The organism is Flavobacterium sp. WC2409, assembly GCF_041200085.1.
GTDB lineage: Bacteria > Bacteroidota > Bacteroidia > Flavobacteriales > Flavobacteriaceae > Flavobacterium.
In genome coordinates, this window is record NZ_CP165625.1 from 1,291,388 (window position 1) to 1,308,968 (window position 17,581).

Here is a 17,581-nt window from a genome sequence, read left to right on the forward strand (position 1 = left end):
GTCATTTTTCAAGTACTTTACTTTAGTCCTTTAAAATTGTAGTACTTGCAACAGTATTAAATCTTAAATTCTTATTTTTGCATAAATAGAAAATTTTCATGCAAAAATACATTTCCCAACTTAACGAAGCACAACGCGAACCTGTTTTACAAAAAGAAGGCCCAATGATTATTATTGCTGGTGCTGGTTCTGGTAAAACACGTGTTTTGACGATAAGAATTGCCTATTTAATGAGTCAAGGTGTTGATTCATTTAATATTTTGTCGCTGACATTTACCAATAAAGCGGCACGTGAAATGAAAAAACGGATCTCGGATATTGTAGGTTCTGGTGAAGCTAAAAATCTTTGGATGGGAACATTTCACTCGGTTTTTGCTCGAATTCTGCGCTCTGAAGCTGATAAATTAGGTTATCCTTCAAATTTTACTATTTATGATTCTCAAGATTCATTGCGATGTATATCAGGTATTATAAAAGAAATGCAGCTAGATAGAGATATCTATAAACCAAAACAGGTTTTAGGCCGAATTTCGAACTTTAAAAATAGTTTAATAACTGTCAAAGCCTACTTCAACGATCCTGATTTGATGGAGGCTGATGCTATGGCCAAGAAACCAAGGATGGGGGAGTTGTACCAAAAGTATGTAGAAAAATGTTTCAAGTCGGGAGCAATGGATTTTGATGATTTATTGTTAAAAACCAATGAATTATTGACACGTTTCCCTGAAGTATTGGCCAAATATCAAAACCGTTTTCGTTATATCATGGTGGATGAGTATCAAGATACGAATCATTCCCAGTATTTGATTGTTAGAGCATTATCGGATAAATTCCAAAATATATGTGTAGTTGGTGATGATGCACAAAGTATTTATGCTTTTCGTGGGGCAAATATCAATAACATCTTGAATTTTCAGAAAGATTATGAAGGAGTAAAAACATTCAAATTAGAACAAAATTATCGTTCGACAAAAAATATTGTTGAAGCGGCAAACACGATTATAGACAATAATAAAACCAAACTGGATAAAATAGTTTGGACAGCCAATGATTTTGGTCCAAAGATCAAAGTACATCGTTCTATGACCGATGCCGAAGAAGGGCGTTTTGTAGCGAGTACCATTTTTGAACAAAAGATGCAAAACCAAATGAATAATGGTCAATTTGCTATTTTATATCGTACCAATGCACAATCACGTGCTATGGAAGATGCGTTGAGAAAAAGAGATATTCCGTACCGAATTTATGGTGGCTTGTCTTTTTATCAAAGGAAAGAAATTAAAGATGTTTTGTGTTACTTGCGTTTGGTAATTAATCCAAAAGACGAAGAGGCATTAATGCGAGTGATCAATTATCCAGCAAGAGGGATTGGTGATACTACTGTCGAAAAACTCACTGTTGCGGCCAATCATTACAAGCGTTCGATATTTGAAGTGATGCAAAATATTGATAAAATTGATTTGAAATTAAATTCAGGTACAAAACAACGACTGAGTGATTTTGTCACTATGATTCAAAGTTTTCAAGTGATCAATGAAAATCAAGATGCTTTTTATATTACCGATCATGTCTCTAAGAAAACCGGATTAGTACAAGAATTAAAAAAAGACGCTACGCCAGAAGGAATGGCTAAAATCCAGAATATAGAAGAATTATTAAACGGGATTAAAGATTTCACCGAAGGTCAAAAAGAGATTGATGGTGCACGTGGCGCTTTATCAGAGTTTATGGAAGATGTGGCCTTGGCTACGGATTTAGATAAAGATACGAGTGATGAAGATCGGGTAGCGTTGATGACTATTCACCTAGCCAAAGGTTTGGAGTTCCCGCACGTTTTTGTAGTTGGAATGGAAGAAGATTTATTTCCAAGTGCGATGAGTATGAGTACTAGAAGTGAGCTGGAGGAAGAACGACGTTTATTTTACGTAGCCTTAACAAGGGCGGAACATCAAGCGTATCTTACGTATGCGCAGTCTCGTTACCGCTGGGGAAAATTAACGGATAGTGAGCCTTCACGATTTATTGAGGAAATAAATTCACAATATTTAGAGTATCTTACACCTGCAGAAAGTAATTATCGTTACAAATCTATGATTGATAAGGATATTTTTGGAGATGTGGATAAATCAAAAATGCGTTTGGCTAAGCCGTCGAATGGAACTCCACCAGCTAATTATACTAATAGTAGTGTATCCAAACCAGAGATAAATGTTCGTAAATTAAAACCTGTTTCTGGAAATGTTCCCACAGGTGGTGCTAATTTATTTGATAATAAATTAGTTCAAGGAAATTTGGTCATGCACGAGCGTTTTGGTAGAGGGCAAGTTGTGAACATTGAAGGAGTGGGAGCTGATAAAAAAGCCGAAATTAAGTTTGAGGTAGGTGGAATTAAGAAATTATTATTGCGTTTTGCAAAGTTGGATATTATTGGATAAAAAAATTAAAGTTTCAGGTTTAAAGTTGTTTAAACCTGAAACTTTAAACCAGAAACTTTAAACTAAAAAAATGGCTCAATTTATAAAAATATACCCTGATAACCCTAATGAAGCGGCTATTGCCAAAGTAGTGAAGGTTTTAAAGGATGGCGGATTGGTAATTTATCCTACAGATACTGTGTATGGGTTGGGATGTGATATTACCAATACAAAAGCACTAGAACGCATTGCGAAGATTAAAGGAATTAAATTAGACAAAGCTAATTTTTCATTTATTTGTCATGACTTAAGCAATATTTCTGATTATGTAAGGCAAATTGAGACTTCGACTTTTAAGCTTTTAAAAAGAGCTTTGCCAGGTCCCTATACTTTTATTTTACCAGGTAATAATAACTTACCTAAAGAATTCAAGAAGAAAACAACAGTGGGTATTCGTGTTCCTGATAATTCAATTGCACTTGAAATTGTTCGTCAATTAGGAAATCCTATTGTTTCTACATCAATTCATGATGATGATGATGTAATTGAATATACAACTGATCCAGAGCTTATTTTTGAAAAATGGCAAAACCTAGTAGATATGGTAATTGATGGTGGTTATGGAGATAACGTAGGGTCAACAATTATTGACTTGTCTGGTGATGAGCCTGTTATAATTAGAGAAGGAAAAGGGAGTTTGGATATTTTATAAAAAAAATAGTACAAAATAATTGAAATTGTTAAGAATAATGGTCTAAATTAGATTGTAATAATTAGTTTTTAATCAATTCAATTTATGAAAAATGTAATGGTTTTGTTTTTTTTGACAGTCGCTTTAAATTGTTTTTCTCAAAATAGTATTAGAGGAAAAGTACTCAATAAAGCAAAAGTACCATTGTCGGGTGTGAATATTTATATCGATGGCACTACAATAGCTACTATATCAGATGAGAACGGAAATTTTGATTTGCATTATGAACCTAAAACAAATAGTATTTTAGTAATAAGCTTTATGGGGTATCAAACTGAATATCTTTAAGGACTTGATGTTACAAAAGAGCTAACTATTACTTTGACTCCTTCGTTAAATTCTCTAAAAGGAGTAGTTGTAAAAAGGAAAGATCAATTTACTAGAAAGCAAAAATTACAAATATTTAGAGACTGTTTTTTAGGGCAAACACATAATAGTAAACTATTAAAAATACAAAATGAAGATGATATTTATTTCAGATATGACAAAGTAAATTTTGTTTTAAAGGCATTCTCAGATAAGCCATTACTAATTTCAAACCCTTCCTTAAGATATAAAATAGATTACGAATTAACCAATTTTGAAGCCACTTTTAGTAAATTAAGTGTAACCAAAGAGGATTTAGTTGAAAGCTATTATAGTGGATTAAGCCGGTTTGAAGAAATTGATAATTCGAATGAAATTCTAGCACTTCGAAAAAAAGCGTACGAAGGTTCTCAAGTTCTTTTTTTTTTAAATTTGGCTAATAATATTTGGGATAAAGAGCAATTTTTAATTATTCACAATAAGAATGTTCTTGACCCTAAGAACTGCTTTAAAATTGAAAGGGAAAAAGATTTTGTAAAAGTAGAAGTGCTGGCAAAGGAATATAAAAAGGAGAACATAAATGAGGTCGCATCTTATGATCTAATATTTAATAAAAATGAGCATTCAGGAATTATTTTTGAAACGGATGTTTTTTATGTTTATCCAGATGGTAATAATTCTAAAATAGAAAACATTGTTTTTTCGGGGAAACTTTCAGAAGAAAAAGTGGGAGATAGGCTACCTTTAAATTATGTTTATGTTCCCGAAAATGAAATATACAATACAGGTATTTTAAAATAAATTTTTGACTGTGTTTAAATGGCGAAATCTGATTTATCTGGTGATGAGCCTTTTAAAAACTGAAAAAAAATATTCTGTAAAATATTTTGTAAAAAAATTAAATAAATTCCCAAAAAAGTCAATTGTGTTGAATTAATATTTACATTTGTGTAGGAATGATGAAGATTTAACAAGTATAAGCATGTTATTCTTAATTATATTTAATTGGTTATTAAAAAAGGTTAAGGATACATTGAAGCAGGTCTAACGACCTGCTTTTTCTTTTTCTATCGACGATTCATTTTTTTTAATTTTATTCAATCATTAAATAAATCACACAAAAAAAGCGTCTTGAAATTTCAAGACGCTTTTGGATATATTTTAAAAGATTTTTAAAAAAAACTATTGTTTTTGTTTTTTCATTTCTTTTTCGATCATTTCATAGAATTGATCAATTTTAGGTAAAACTACAATACGAGTTCTTCTGTTACGAGCTCTGTTTTCAGCTGTATCATTAGCAACTAACGGTACGTAAGAACTTCTACCAGCGGCAATTAATTGTTCTGGTTTAACACCCAATTGATTTGTTAATACACGAATAATTGAAGTAGAACGTTTCACACTTAAATCCCAGTTGTCAAGTAAAACACCGTTTCCAATATAAGGAACACTATCAGTATGTCCTTCAACCATACATTCAAAATCTGGTTTGTCATTTACAACTTTTGCTACTTTAGCTAAAACTGCTTTTGCTTTATCAGTTACATCATAACTACCAGTTTTAAATAATAATTTATCAGCAATTGAAATGAATACAACTCCTTTTTCAACATTTATCTCGATATCTGGATCAGAAATCCCAACAGCACTTTTTAAACTAGTAACAACAGCTAGAGTAACACTGTCTTTTTTAGTTAATGCATCTTGCATTCTACTAATTTTTAAATCTTTTTCTTTAATTGACTCTAAAGCTTTTTCAATATTTTCAGCTCCTTTAGTAGTCAAAATCGTCATGTCCTTAGACGTATTGATCAAAGTTTGATTGTGATCTTTTAAACCAGCAACCGTAGCTGTTAACCCTGCTTTTTCTTCTAGACAAGAGTTTAATTTAACGGTACAAGAATTTAGTAAATCTTGAGTCTCTTTGTTACGAGCTTCTAAATCGGCGTATTTCTTTTTAGAAACACAAGAAGTTAAAAGAGCTAGAACGGATAATGCAATTACGATTTTTTTCATAAATTTTTTAATTAGGGTTCAATTACAAAGTTAGTTTTTAATGATTAGATAATAGGTATAAAATATTGTTAAAATTAACCTTCAAATACCTTGCCATTATTAACGAAATAGGTATAAACGATACTTTGTGTTGTATAGTATTTTTTTTGCTGAAAATCATCTCTTTTTCTGTAAGTATTTGAAAATAAACTATAAAAAGAAAGATGAGCTTTTAAAATAGCGGTAAAATGTGAAAATTTTCCTTTAAAAATAAATTGTATCCCTGCTATTCCATCTAATAGCATGCGATAAAATAGTATAGAATATAACTTTTCTTTGGGTAAGTTTTTTGTTAACATTAACAATGAATTTCTGAAATTCAAAAAAGTTTTTCTTGGATTTCCTTGTTGTAAGGTGGCGCCACCAACGTGATAAACAACTGATTTGTAATTGTAAACTGTTTTATACCCTTTATTAAACGCACGCCAACATAAGTCAATTTCTTCTTGATGTGCAAAAAAATCAGCGTCAAATCCATTTAATTCATGGTAAACCGAACTACGAATAAAAAAACAAGCACCTGAAGCCCAGAATATTTCACAATTATCATCATATTGTCTATTGTCTTTTTCAATCGTTTCAAAAATGCGTCCTCTACAATATGGATAACCATATTGATCAATAAAACCGCCAGCAGCGCCTGCATATTCAAAATACTCCTTATTCTTGTAGTCTAAAATTTTAGGTTGAATTATGGCTGTTTGTAGTTCTTTTTCGAAAGTCTCTATGATGGGTTGTAACCAATTTTCAGTCACTTCAATATCTGAGTTTACTAATGCATAAATTTCGGCATCAATATGCTTTAATGCTTCATTGTAACCGCCTGCAAAACCCAAATTACTATCATTTTTTATGATTTTTACAGAAGGGAAATTGGCTAATACAAATGAAATAGAATCATCCGTTGAGGCATTATCTGCTAGGTATACGGTTGCTTCGGGTGAATTTTTCACTACAGAAGGTAAAAATTGTTCTAATAATTGTACTCCGTTCCAATTGAGTATGACAACAGCTATTTTCATCTAAATGATTTAATTATTGGACTTTATACATGGGTAATTCAGCTAAAAACTGATATTTTTCATTTTCAAAATCCATTTGACAAAAGTAATGATTCAATCCATTAGTTACCATCAAATATTCCGCTTTCATTGTCATATTATATCGGGCTATTTGGTCAAATGTAATTTGTGCTATTTTTATTTCGGGAGCTTTACATTCGATTAAAATGAAAATCGAGCCATCAGTATTGAAAACAACTACATCATATCTTTTGCGTAAGCCATTGACTTTTAAAACTTTTTCAACATTAATTAATGATTTAGGATATTTTTTTTCTTCTAATAAAAACTGCACAACATGTTGACGAACCCATTCTTCGGGAGTAAGAATGATAAATTTTTTCCTGATTTCATCAAAAATAGAGACTTTATTTTCGCTATTTTTGAACCGAAAGTTATAAAGTTGAAAATTTAGTTTTTGCATGAAGCAAAAATAGTTATTTAGTTTAAAGTTTAAGGTTTAAAGTTGTACACGATACGACAAACTTTAAACCTTAAACTTTAAACCAAAAAAAAACATGGACGAGGTTTTAAAAATTGTAAATGATATAAAAGCAGGTAATATTAAACCTATCTATTTTTTAATGGGTGAAGAACCTTATTATATTGATAAACTCTCCGATTATATAGAAAAGAATATCCTCACGGAAGAAGAAAAAGGATTCAATCAAACTGTTTTATATGGTAGAGATGTATCTATAGAGGATATTGTATCTACTGCTAAGCGTTACCCTATGATGGCAGATCGTCAAGTTGTAATCGTCAAAGAAGCACAAGATTTAAGTCGTACAATTGATAAATTGGAAAGTTATGCCGAAAACCCAATGCCTTCCACGGTTTTGGTCATTTGTTATAAATATAAAACACTGGATAAACGAAAAAAAGCCACCAAATTATTGGCGAAAGCTGGAGTTGTTTATGAAAGCAAGAAACTATATGAAAATCAAGTTGGTGACTGGATTAAGCGTGTTTTAGCAGGTAAAAAATATGGAATCGAACCCAAAGCTTCAGCTATGTTAGTAGAGTTTCTAGGTACTGATTTAAGTAAAATCAATAATGAATTAGAGAAATTACAGATTATTTTACCAAAAGGCAGTTCTATAACGCCAAAAGACATTGAGGAAAACATTGGTTTTAGTAAAGATTTCAATGTTTTTGAATTGCGAAAAGCAATAGGGGAACGCAATCAATTAAAAGCGTATACAATTGCTGAAAATTTTGCAAACAACCCAAAGGAAAATCCAATGGTTGTAACTACAAGTTTAGTTTTTGGTTTTTTTATTCAATTATTAAAATACCATGGTTTAAAGGATCGAAATCCCAAAAATGTCGCTACAGTTTTGGGTGTTAATCCCTTTTTCTTAAAAGAGTATGATTTAGCCATAAAGAACTATCCGATGCGAAAAGTAAGTCAAATAGTAGCCTCGTTGCGAGATATTGACGTAAAAAGTAAAGGAGTTGGTGCAAATGCGATGTCAAATTCTGATTTATTAAAAGAAATGCTTTATAATATATTTAATTAGCCGCTAAAATTCACGATATTTGTTTTTTAAATATACCACAATTATGGGAATGAATAAGAATACCATCCTAGGATGGGCAACTTTAATTATGATAGTAATGGGATTACTTTTAATAGGTCTTGGCGCCTTTAGATACCGCGATGTTTCGGGCTGGGGTTTTGCCGCTGTTGGAGTTGGGTTTTTAGCAAACGCTTGGGTTTTTAGTTCATTAAAAGGGAGGTTGTAATTAGGGATACTATATAAAGACAAAAAAAACACTATGTAAATAGTGTTTTTTTATTTATAATAATATATTTATAAAATAAAATTAGAAGTAGCTATGTGGAATAAATTATCAATTAAATCTCAGTTAATATTAATTCTATTAATTCCTTTTTCAGGGTTAATTTATACTACTGTTTCAAATATAAACTTCTCTTTAGAACACTATAAAAACATAGATGAAAGTTTAGATAACATCAAAAACATCGCTACACTTTCGGAAGGAATTGAGCTGATTGGTACCGAAAGGGGGTTGCATAATTATTCCCTTTTTGATGCATCTATTAAAAAAAAATATTTAGAAAGTAAGCAAAAAACAAATGAGTGGTTTTTTAAAAATAATTTTAAAGACACTTTAATATCGAATGATTTTAAAAAATTATATACAACAATAATAAATCTTCATGAGAGTATTGAAAACAAAAAGGAAACTGCTATAACATCCTTTGTGAAATATACTATTATCAATGAAAATCTAATAAATTTAATTGATAGAGAAGTGGTGTATTGTAAATATCCTAAGATTACTACTTTGGCCAATAATTATACTAATTATGTGCTATTAAAAAGGGCAGCTTTATTAAAAAGAGGGGTCGTTATACAGAGTTTAATTGATAAAAAAAATGATGACACCTTATTAGATTTGTACTTTCAATCAAAAGTATATGTACGAAGTGTTGAGTTTAAATTATCAAACTATAGATTGGATTCAATTAATAAAGATCTTTTAAAATTTCAAAAATCCAATTCCTATACTACTTTCAGTGGTAATGCACAAAATGTAATAGATAATAAATTAAAACTTTCACCTAGGGAATGGTGGATTAATTCTACTTTAATAGTAAAAAACATAGCGAAATTAGAAAAACAAAATTTAAATTATATTGTAAAATTTGCTAGTAAAGAAAAAGCGGACGCATTAAAAAGTGTACTAATTTTAGTTTCAATTCTTTTACTGTTTTTGACAATCACTTTTATTTTATTATATAAATTAGTTAATCAATTATCTGGTTCTCTAAATGTTATGTCTAATACGATTAAGAAAATATCGCAAGGTAAAATTATACGTAACCCTGCTTTTTTTGGAAATTCAGAATTTGTAGATATTAGTAATTCTTTCAATCAGTTATTGGAAGGGATGAAAGAACAGTTTCATTTGGCCTCTAAAATAAGTTCTGGAGAATATGGGACAAAAATTAACTTAAGAAGCCCAAATGACACTCTTAATAAGTCAATGAATGCAATGTCTCTTGAATTGAAGCGGATGGAGGATGAAACATCGGAGATTAATAAAATGAAAGAAAGTATTAGTGCAATAAATTATTCTATTTTAGATTCAAAAGATTTAAATGAGTTTGGAAGGAATATTTGCCTTACACTTGTGGAACAGACCAAAGGATGTCAAGCTAATTTTTATATTATTAATTCAGCTGAGGATAACAAACAATTGAATAAAATAGGAGGATATGCAGACAACAAGAATACTCCTGAAATTATTATGTTTGGAGAAGGTTTAGTTGGCGAAGTGGCTCAAATAAACAAACAGAGATGCTTGAATAACTTGCCTAATAATTATTCTTATTTGGCCTCTTCTTTAGGGGAATCGCCATTTTTTAATGTTTTAATCACACCTATTTCTTATAGAAACGAAGTGATTGGAGTAATAGAAATAGGATCTCTTACAAATTTTAGTGAAGATCATGAAACTTTTCTGAACACTGTTTCAGAATCTATGGGAAGTGCCATTGAAGTTTATATTCGTAACGAAGAATTGAAAGTTTCTGTTAATGAAATTAAACTTAAAAATAATATTTTACAAGTTCAAGAAGAAGAACTTCGACAAAGTAATGAGGAGTTGAACAAACAGTCTATGTTGTTACAGCAATCTGAGGAAGAACTTAGAAATCAAGCTTCTGAATTAGAACAAACGAATGCGTATCTTGAAGAGAAAGGGCGTGAACTTGAAAATAAAAACCATGAAGTTCTAATTAAAAATGAAGAATTGGTTATTGCTCAAGAAGAATTAAGTATTAAAGCGGATGAAATTGAACAGGCAAGTAAATACAAGTCGGAGTTTTTGGCTAATATGTCGCATGAATTACGAACTCCTTTGAATAGTATTTTAATACTTTCGGATCTTTTAAAAGAAAATAATTTAGGCAATTTAACAGATCCACAAATTGATAACCTTTCAGTAATCAACTCTTCAGGTAAAGATTTATTGAACCTGATCACTGATATTTTAGATATTTCTAAAATTGAAGCTGGTAAAGTCGAGATTTATTCTGAGGACTCTATCGTTGAACGAGTTTATTCGGATATGGATGGCTTGTTTAGAGCTCAAATGGAAAAGAAAAAAATAGAATTTATAACAACCATTACTGAAGATTGCCCCAGAAAATTGCATACAGATATTGGAAAGCTAGAACAAATTCTTAAAAACTTTTTGTCCAATGCATTAAAGTTTACACCTGACAGCGGGACCGTTTCTTTGCGCTTTTCATCAGGTTCAAATAAGACTGATTTTACTTCTGAAATATTGGCTAAATTGAAACAAGATGAAATTTTGTCAATCTATATTGAAGATAATGGAATTGGAATTTCAGAAGAAAACAAAAAGAAATTATTTCAAACATTTCAACAAGCGGATAGTTCTACTAGTAGAAAATATGGTGGTACAGGTTTAGGATTGTTTATATCTAAAGAATTAGCATTATTACTAGGAGGGGAAGTAGCATTTGAAAGTGAGCTAAACAACGGAAGTGTTTTTAGTGTTCATATTCCAGTTACTTTTCAAGATAATAAAGTGGAACGTATAGAACCAGTACCTATTACTGATCCTAAAACAGAATCGAAAAGAGTAGAAACTTCTCGACCTTTGGAAGCAGTTTTAGATTTATCAGAAAATCTTAATGATGATCGAAATTTTGTTTCGGTAGATGACAAGACTATATTGATTATTGAGGACGACGCTTCATTTGCGGATGTATTGTTACAAGTAGCTCATGACAATGGTTTTAAAGCAATTGTTGCCTATCAAGGAGAAACAGGTTATCAATATGCCAAAAAATACAAGCCCAAAGCGATTATTCTAGATATGAAATTACCTGGAATTGATGGCTGGACTGTTTTAAAATGGCTAAAAGAAGATAAAGAATTACAACACATTCCTGTTCATGTGATGTCCGGAATGAATAGAGAGAAATTAGCCAAAGAAATGGGAGCTTTTGATTTCTTAATTAAACCTATAACTACGGATAAATTAAAAAGTGCTTTTGAGTCAATCGATATTCAAATAAATAAAGTATTTAAAAAAGTATTGATTTTAGAAGATGACGTGAGCCTTAATTATTCCATTAAAGAATTAATTCATAATTGCGACAGAAACGTAATTTGTGTTCAGGCGCATACTTTTAAAGAAGCAGAGCACATTTTAATGAATGATGATATTGATTGTGCGATTATGGATATCGGTTTGCCTGATTCTAAGAACATAGCAAATATAGCTGCGCTTAGAAAAATATCTAAAAATGATCAGATTAATATAATCGTAAATACAGGACAATCTTTAACAGATGAAGAGCAATTAGAACTGCAAAATAGCGCAGATGGAGTCGTAATAAAAACCAGCAATGTTACAGAGAGATTAAAAGATGAATTACTGTTATTTCTTGATACTGTGGAGACTTCTAATAAAAAGGTAAATAAAACAGTCCAAAATTTATTAGGAGGTGAAGTGCTTAAGGATAAAACAATTTTGATTGTTGATGATGATATTCGAAATATTTATGCCCTTTCGAGTGCATTAACTACTAAGGGAGCTTCTATTTTAACTGCTTTTAATGGTATTGAAGCGCTTGAGGTTTTAAAGAACAACGCAACTATAGATATTGTCCTAATGGATATTATGATGCCTGAGATGGATGGTTTTGAAGCAACTAAAAAAATACGAGAAAATCCTAAATGGAAAAACCTTCCTATTATTGCACTAACAGCAAAGGCAATGAAAGGAGATCGTGAAGAGATATTAAATGCAGGAGCATCTGATTATCAATCGAAACCAATTGATATACAACAGCTTATTTCTTTAATTAGTATATGGGTATATAAATAAATGATAGAATTTAGCGACATAGATGAAATAGTTTTTTTAATAAAAAAACAATATGGTTACGACTTTGAAGGGTATTCTAGAGCTTCCCTTTTGAGACGTATCAATCGATTTATGGAACTATCTGGCTTGGTTACAATCGTTCATTTAAAGAATGAATTAGTGAACAATCCTGAAAATTTTAATACTTTCATAAATGAAATTGTTGTGAATGTAAGTGAGTTTTTTAGAGATCCAGACTTTTTCAAATCCTTAATAAATAATGTGTTTCCTTATTTAGAGAGTTACCCTAAAATCAATATATGGAGTGCAGGTTGTTCTTTTGGTGAAGAAACGTACTCTTTGGCTATTCTGTTGAAAGAAATGAATTTACTGTGTAAATCAAGATTATACGCCACTGATATCAGTACAAATGCTTTAGACAAATCAAAAAAAGGAATTTATTCTAATAAGGATTTCAAAGAATACTCAAAGAATTATTTTTCATGTGGAGGTAAAGAATCTTTGAATCAATATTTTGTTTCTGATGGACAGAAATCGATAATAAATACCGAACTAAAAAAAGACATTTTGTTTTCTCGACACAATTTAGTGACCGATGGTGTTTTCAAAGAATGTCAGCTTATTTTATGCCGTAATGTTTTAATTTATTTCAATGACGAATTACAAAATAAAGTTTTAAAACTGTTTTATGATAGTTTACCTGTTCATGGGTTTTTGGCACTTGGAAATAAAGAAACACTACGATTCAGCACGATTCAAGATAAATTTAGAATTATTGATGGCAAGGAAAAAATTTATCAAAAAATAAAATGATATGAAAACGATAATTATTGGGGGATCAGCAGGTTCTTTTAATCTTATATTATCCATTCTAAAAGGATTGGATAAGGAGATGAATATACCTATCGTCATTATTTTACATAGACTGAAAAACACAAAAACTATTTTAGAAGATTACTTACAATTAGAATCACATTATATAGTAAAAGAGGGAGAGGATAAAGAATTTATAAAAGCTGGATATATTTATACGGCACCATCCGATTATCATTTGTTATTAAATGAAAACTTAAGTTTCTCATTGGATGCTTCAGAAGAAATTAATTATAGCAGGCCATCTATAGATGTTAGCTTTGAATCTTTTTCTTATGTTCTAAAAGAAAACTGTTGTGGAATACTCTTGTCTGGTGCGAATGAAGACGGAGCAATGGGGCTTAAAATAATTGCCGAAAATGGAGGAGAAACGATCGTCCAGGATAGTAACGAAGCCGAATATGCTTCGATGCCACGAGCTGCAATTGAATTATATAAAAAACATAAAGTGTCTACACTAAACGATATTATTAAACAAATGAATTGTTATGCAAAATAAAAAACATACTCTTTTATTAATTGATGATAAGCCCGAAAATTTGATGGCTTTAAAGAGTATTCTAGATCTTCCGGAAAGAGAAATTATATGTTGTTTGTCTGGAAATGAAGCTTTACAAATATTACTTAAGAAAAAGGTTTCTTTAATTCTTGTTGATGTTCAAATGCCTGATATGGATGGGTATGAGTTTGTGGAAATTATAAAAAGTCATCCAGATACAGCGTTTATTCCTACTATTTTTGTCACAGCAATTAGCAATGAACATAAATATATTACTAAGGCCTATGACTTAGGGGCTATAGATTTTTTATTTAAACCTTTAAATACAGAGATTACTCGAAAAAAAGTAGAATCATTTTTAAAAATTTGGGATTATGATCAAGAACTAAAAAGGTTAAATGAAACACTAGCTCAAAAGAATGAAGAGTTAGAACAATTTGCACATATCATTGCTCATGATTTAAAAACTCCTTTGGGGAATATTCAAGCATTAATTAATCTAATTGAGGAAGACCATATCATTAATGTTGATGGTGAAGTTGCTGAATTGTTTGATATGGTAAAAACTTCGTCAAAAAGTATGTCTAAACTTATTGAAGATTTATTGTATTACAGTAAAAATGTGCAAAATAATGAAGGAAAAGAAGAAGTCAATATTGCATTGGCACTCGATGAAGTTTTAAAACTCATAAATCCACCAGAAAATGTTCAAATTGAGAAAGTAAATTTAAATCATGATATTCTATTTCAACCGATTGCTTTTCATCAAATTATTTCAAATATAGTTTCGAATGCTATTAAATATAATAATAAAGAAATTTCAAAAATTAGCATTAGTTTAGATAGTGAGAATTCCACTTTGTCAATTAAAGATAATGGTCCAGGAATAGCGGACAAGTATCATAATAAAATTTTCGAAATGTTTCAAACTTTAGGTAATAGTTCTAATGGTGAAAGTAGTACAGGAATTGGATTAAACTTAGTTAAGAAACTAGTGGAGAGAAATAATGTTACTATCGATGTTAAAAATAATTCAGATGTAGGATGTGAGTTTGTGATTTCTAATATTGAGATTACAAGTAAGAATGCATAATTCATATTAATTGTTGTGTAATCAATATTTAGCGATACGATTATTCATTCTAGTTTAAAGGGATTTTGTTGACAAAAATATAATACCTTTGCACTTTAAAATTTTACTAATTTTGTGTGTTGTAATAGTGATTGAATAGTCTTTAAAAGATTATCCCAATTGTATTATAACTTTAAAAACAATTAAATAATAATTTATGTCAGACGATAAAAAAGTAATTTTCTCAATGTCAAAATTGAGTAAAACTTATACAGGAGCAGATAAACCCGTTCTTAAAAATATCTATTTAAGTTTTTTCTACGGTGCCAAAATTGGTATTTTAGGTCTTAACGGATCAGGTAAATCTTCTTTATTAAAAATTATTGCAGGAGTAGATAAAAACTACCAAGGAGATGTAGTTTTTGCTCCTGGATATACAGTAGGTTATTTAGAACAAGAGCCTATTTTGGACGACAGTAAAACCGTAATCGAAATTGTTCGTGAAGGGGTTGCTGAAACGATGCAAGTGCTTGAAGAATACAATAAAATCAACGACTTATTTGGTCTTCCAGAAAATTATGAAGATGCAGACAAGATGGACAAATTGATGGATCGTCAAGCAGCGCTTCAAGATAAAATTGACGCATTGGGTGCTTGGGAAATTGATACTAAATTAGAGATTGCCATGGATGCTTTGCGTACTCCAGATGGTGATACTCCAATCAAAAATCTTTCCGGTGGAGAGCGTCGTCGTGTCGCTTTATGTCGTTTGTTATTACAACAACCTGATGTATTGCTTTTAGATGAGCCTACGAATCACTTGGATGCCGAAAGTGTCCTTTGGTTAGAACAACATTTAGCACAATATGCAGGAACAGTAATCGCTGTAACGCACGATAGATACTTCTTAGATAATGTTGCAGGTTGGATTCTTGAGTTGGATAGAGGTGAAGGTATTCCATGGAAAGGGAATTATTCTTCTTGGTTAGACCAAAAGTCAAGCCGAATGGCATTAGAAGAAAAAGTAGCTTCTAAGCGTAGAAAAAACTTAGAACGTGAGTTGGACTGGGTTCGTCAAGGAGCTAAAGGACGTCAAACAAAACAAAAAGCACGTTTACAGAACTACGATAAGTTATTGAACGAAGACCAAAAAGCATTAGATGAAAAATTAGAAATTTATATCCCGAATGGTCCCCGCTTAGGTACCAATGTAATTGAAGCCAAAGGTGTTGCTAAGGCATATGGAGATAAGTTATTGTATGATAATTTGAATTTTACTTTGCCGCAAGCAGGAATTGTTGGAATCATCGGGCCCAATGGTGCTGGTAAATCTACTATTTTCAGAATGATAATGGGTGAGGAGAAACCAGATGCTGGAGAGTTTGCTATTGGAGACACAGTTAAGATTGCTTATGTCGATCAAGCACACTCTAATATTGATCCTAATAAATCAATTTGGGAAAACTTCTGCGATGGGCAAGAATTAATTATGATGGGTGGACGCCAAGTGAATTCACGTGCTTATTTAAGCCGTTTCAATTTTGGTGGAAGCGATCAAAACAAAAAAGTGTCTACACTTTCGGGAGGTGAACGTAACCGTTTGCACCTTGCTATGACTTTGAAAGAAGAAGGAAATGTATTGTTATTGGATGAGCCTACTAATGATTTGGACATTAATACACTACGTGCATTAGAGGAAGGATTGGATAGTTTTGCAGGTTGTGCAGTAGTAATTTCTCACGACAGGTGGTTCTTAGATAGAATTTGTACGCACATTCTAGCTTTTGAAGGAGATTCTGATGTGTATTATTTTGAAGGTGGTTTCTCTGAATACGAAGAGAACAAGAAAAAACGTTTAGGTGGTGATTTAACTCCAAAACGTTTGAAATACAGAAAATTAATTAGAGGATAATTAGTCTAATAATCTATATTAAAAAGGATATCTAAATTTAGATATCCTTTTTTTATTTCTTTTTCTTATCGTTTTTCATTAGTAAAAGTACTGTGGCCACCAAAGCAATGCAAACAAACCCAAAGACAAAAACGATAATAATGGAACCACTATCCCAAGTAATAAGTGCTATATTTTTCATGTTACTTTATTTTAAATCAAAAATAGAAATAGTAGCATTAATTTAATATGATAAAAGTCATAAACCAACAATAGTTATAAAAATTTTGATTTCAATTCGGGGGTAGGGATCATGCAGCTGTCTTTTTTGCCAAACCATTGGTATCTATTTTTAGCAATGTAATCGTATATATTGTTCGTTAGAGAAGTAGGAAGAACCTTAAAAATGGATAGTATTGCCATTCCACCACTTAGGTGTTTTGCTATTTCTAAAGCCGCTTCCCCTTTGATGTAATAGGCGATTCCAGGTTCGTAAAGAACAATACTATCTGTTTTTTGGATGTCAACACCAATATGTTTCATAATTTCTTGTCCAATTTCCGATTGCAAAGCCACAAAACGGAAACGGTCTTTTTTGTCATGCCTTATAATAAACTGCACCGCTGTATTACACAGATTGCATGCCCCATCAAAGATGATAATTTTTCTATTTTGTGGGAGTTCAATCATAAGCTATTTTTACAATTTGTCTTGTTGAGTAATTTTATTTATAGTTTTTATCTTAATGGGACTCGATTACT

16 protein-coding genes are annotated in these 17,581 nt (G+C 31.0%); 11 read left to right on the forward strand and 5 right to left on the reverse strand.

All coding sequences use genetic code 11. The annotated features are described in order from the left end of the window. Positions 1-98 precede the first annotated feature (98 nt). The 4 genes from AB3G34_RS05580 to AB3G34_RS05595 all read left to right on the forward strand — a co-directional run bounded on the left by AB3G34_RS05580 (position 99) and on the right by AB3G34_RS05595 (position 4,272). The gene (locus AB3G34_RS05580; protein ID WP_369753726.1) at positions 99-2,435 is read left to right on the forward strand and encodes an ATP-dependent helicase; all 2,337 of its coding nucleotides are present in this window, start codon (positions 99-101) and stop codon (positions 2,433-2,435) included. Between the two features lie 70 nt (positions 2,436-2,505). Continuing rightward, on the forward strand, positions 2,506-3,126 hold the full coding sequence (locus AB3G34_RS05585) for an L-threonylcarbamoyladenylate synthase (protein WP_367769652.1): 621 nt from the start codon (positions 2,506-2,508) through the stop codon (positions 3,124-3,126). An 84-nt stretch (positions 3,127-3,210) separates the two neighbouring features. Continuing rightward, on the forward strand, positions 3,211-3,453 hold the full coding sequence (locus tag AB3G34_RS05590) for a carboxypeptidase-like regulatory domain-containing protein (protein WP_367769655.1): 243 nt from the start codon (positions 3,211-3,213) through the stop codon (positions 3,451-3,453). Positions 3,454-3,486: 33 nt separating this feature from the next. Then, a complete protein-coding gene (locus tag AB3G34_RS05595) occupies positions 3,487-4,272 on the forward strand; it encodes a hypothetical protein (protein ID WP_369753727.1) in 786 nt (261 codons plus the stop codon). Positions 4,273-4,653: 381 nt separating this feature from the next. Here AB3G34_RS05595 and AB3G34_RS05600 read toward each other — a convergent pair whose 3' ends face one another. The 3 genes from AB3G34_RS05600 to AB3G34_RS05610 all read right to left on the reverse strand — a co-directional run bounded on the left by AB3G34_RS05600 (position 4,654) and on the right by AB3G34_RS05610 (position 7,011). Further along, positions 4,654-5,487 (reverse strand): flagellar motor protein MotB, encoded by an 834-nt coding sequence (locus tag AB3G34_RS05600; protein ID WP_367752871.1) that lies wholly within the window; start codon positions 5,485-5,487, stop codon positions 4,654-4,656. A gap of 74 nt (positions 5,488-5,561) precedes the next feature. Beyond that, entirely contained in the window at positions 5,562-6,548 is a 987-nt protein-coding gene (locus AB3G34_RS05605; RefSeq protein WP_369753728.1) for a glycosyltransferase family 2 protein, read from the reverse strand. A gap of 13 nt (positions 6,549-6,561) precedes the next feature. Further along, on the reverse strand, positions 6,562-7,011 hold the full coding sequence (locus AB3G34_RS05610; protein WP_369753729.1) for a type I restriction enzyme HsdR N-terminal domain-containing protein: 450 nt from the start codon (positions 7,009-7,011) through the stop codon (positions 6,562-6,564). Positions 7,012-7,105: 94 nt separating this feature from the next. Here AB3G34_RS05610 and holA point away from each other — a divergent pair, with 94 nt between their 5' ends. From holA to ettA, 7 genes are all read left to right on the forward strand, one after another. Further along, complete coding sequence (holA, locus tag AB3G34_RS05615; protein ID WP_369753730.1) at positions 7,106-8,110, forward strand: DNA polymerase III subunit delta; 1,005 nt, start codon at positions 7,106-7,108, stop codon at positions 8,108-8,110. 43 nt (positions 8,111-8,153) lie between these two features. Beyond that, positions 8,154-8,336 (forward strand): CAL67264 family membrane protein, encoded by a 183-nt coding sequence (locus AB3G34_RS05620; RefSeq protein ID WP_367752879.1) that lies wholly within the window; start codon positions 8,154-8,156, stop codon positions 8,334-8,336. A gap of 93 nt (positions 8,337-8,429) precedes the next feature. Beyond that, on the forward strand, positions 8,430-12,485 hold the full coding sequence (locus AB3G34_RS05625) for a response regulator (protein WP_369753731.1): 4,056 nt from the start codon (positions 8,430-8,432) through the stop codon (positions 12,483-12,485). Further along, complete coding sequence (locus AB3G34_RS05630; protein WP_369753732.1) at positions 12,486-13,298, forward strand: protein-glutamate O-methyltransferase CheR; 813 nt, start codon at positions 12,486-12,488, stop codon at positions 13,296-13,298. A 1-nt stretch (position 13,299) separates the two neighbouring features. After that, the gene (locus AB3G34_RS05635; RefSeq protein WP_369753733.1) at positions 13,300-13,857 is read left to right on the forward strand and encodes a chemotaxis protein CheB; all 558 of its coding nucleotides are present in this window, start codon (positions 13,300-13,302) and stop codon (positions 13,855-13,857) included. Further along, positions 13,847-14,950 carry a response regulator gene (locus AB3G34_RS05640; protein ID WP_369753734.1) on the forward strand — a complete coding sequence of 368 codons (1,104 nt, stop codon included), beginning with the start codon at positions 13,847-13,849 and terminating at the stop codon, positions 14,948-14,950. The genes AB3G34_RS05635 and AB3G34_RS05640 overlap by 11 nt, the downstream gene beginning before the upstream one ends. Positions 14,951-15,146: 196 nt before the next feature. Further along, positions 15,147-16,841: an energy-dependent translational throttle protein EttA gene (gene ettA, locus AB3G34_RS05645; RefSeq protein WP_367769681.1), complete on the forward strand. Its 1,695-nt coding sequence runs from the start codon at positions 15,147-15,149 to the stop codon at positions 16,839-16,841. A 52-nt stretch (positions 16,842-16,893) separates the two neighbouring features. Here the strand turns inward: ettA and AB3G34_RS05650 are convergent, their stop codons facing one another. Beyond that, positions 16,894-17,022 carry a hypothetical protein gene (locus tag AB3G34_RS05650; protein WP_367752891.1) on the reverse strand — a complete coding sequence of 43 codons (129 nt, stop codon included), beginning with the start codon at positions 17,020-17,022 and terminating at the stop codon, positions 16,894-16,896. Positions 17,023-17,096: 74 nt separating this feature from the next. Continuing rightward, positions 17,097-17,510, reverse strand: coding sequence for a thiol-disulfide oxidoreductase DCC family protein (locus AB3G34_RS05655; RefSeq protein ID WP_369753735.1), 414 nt, complete (start codon positions 17,508-17,510; stop codon positions 17,097-17,099). Between the last annotated feature and the right edge of the window lie 71 nt (positions 17,511-17,581).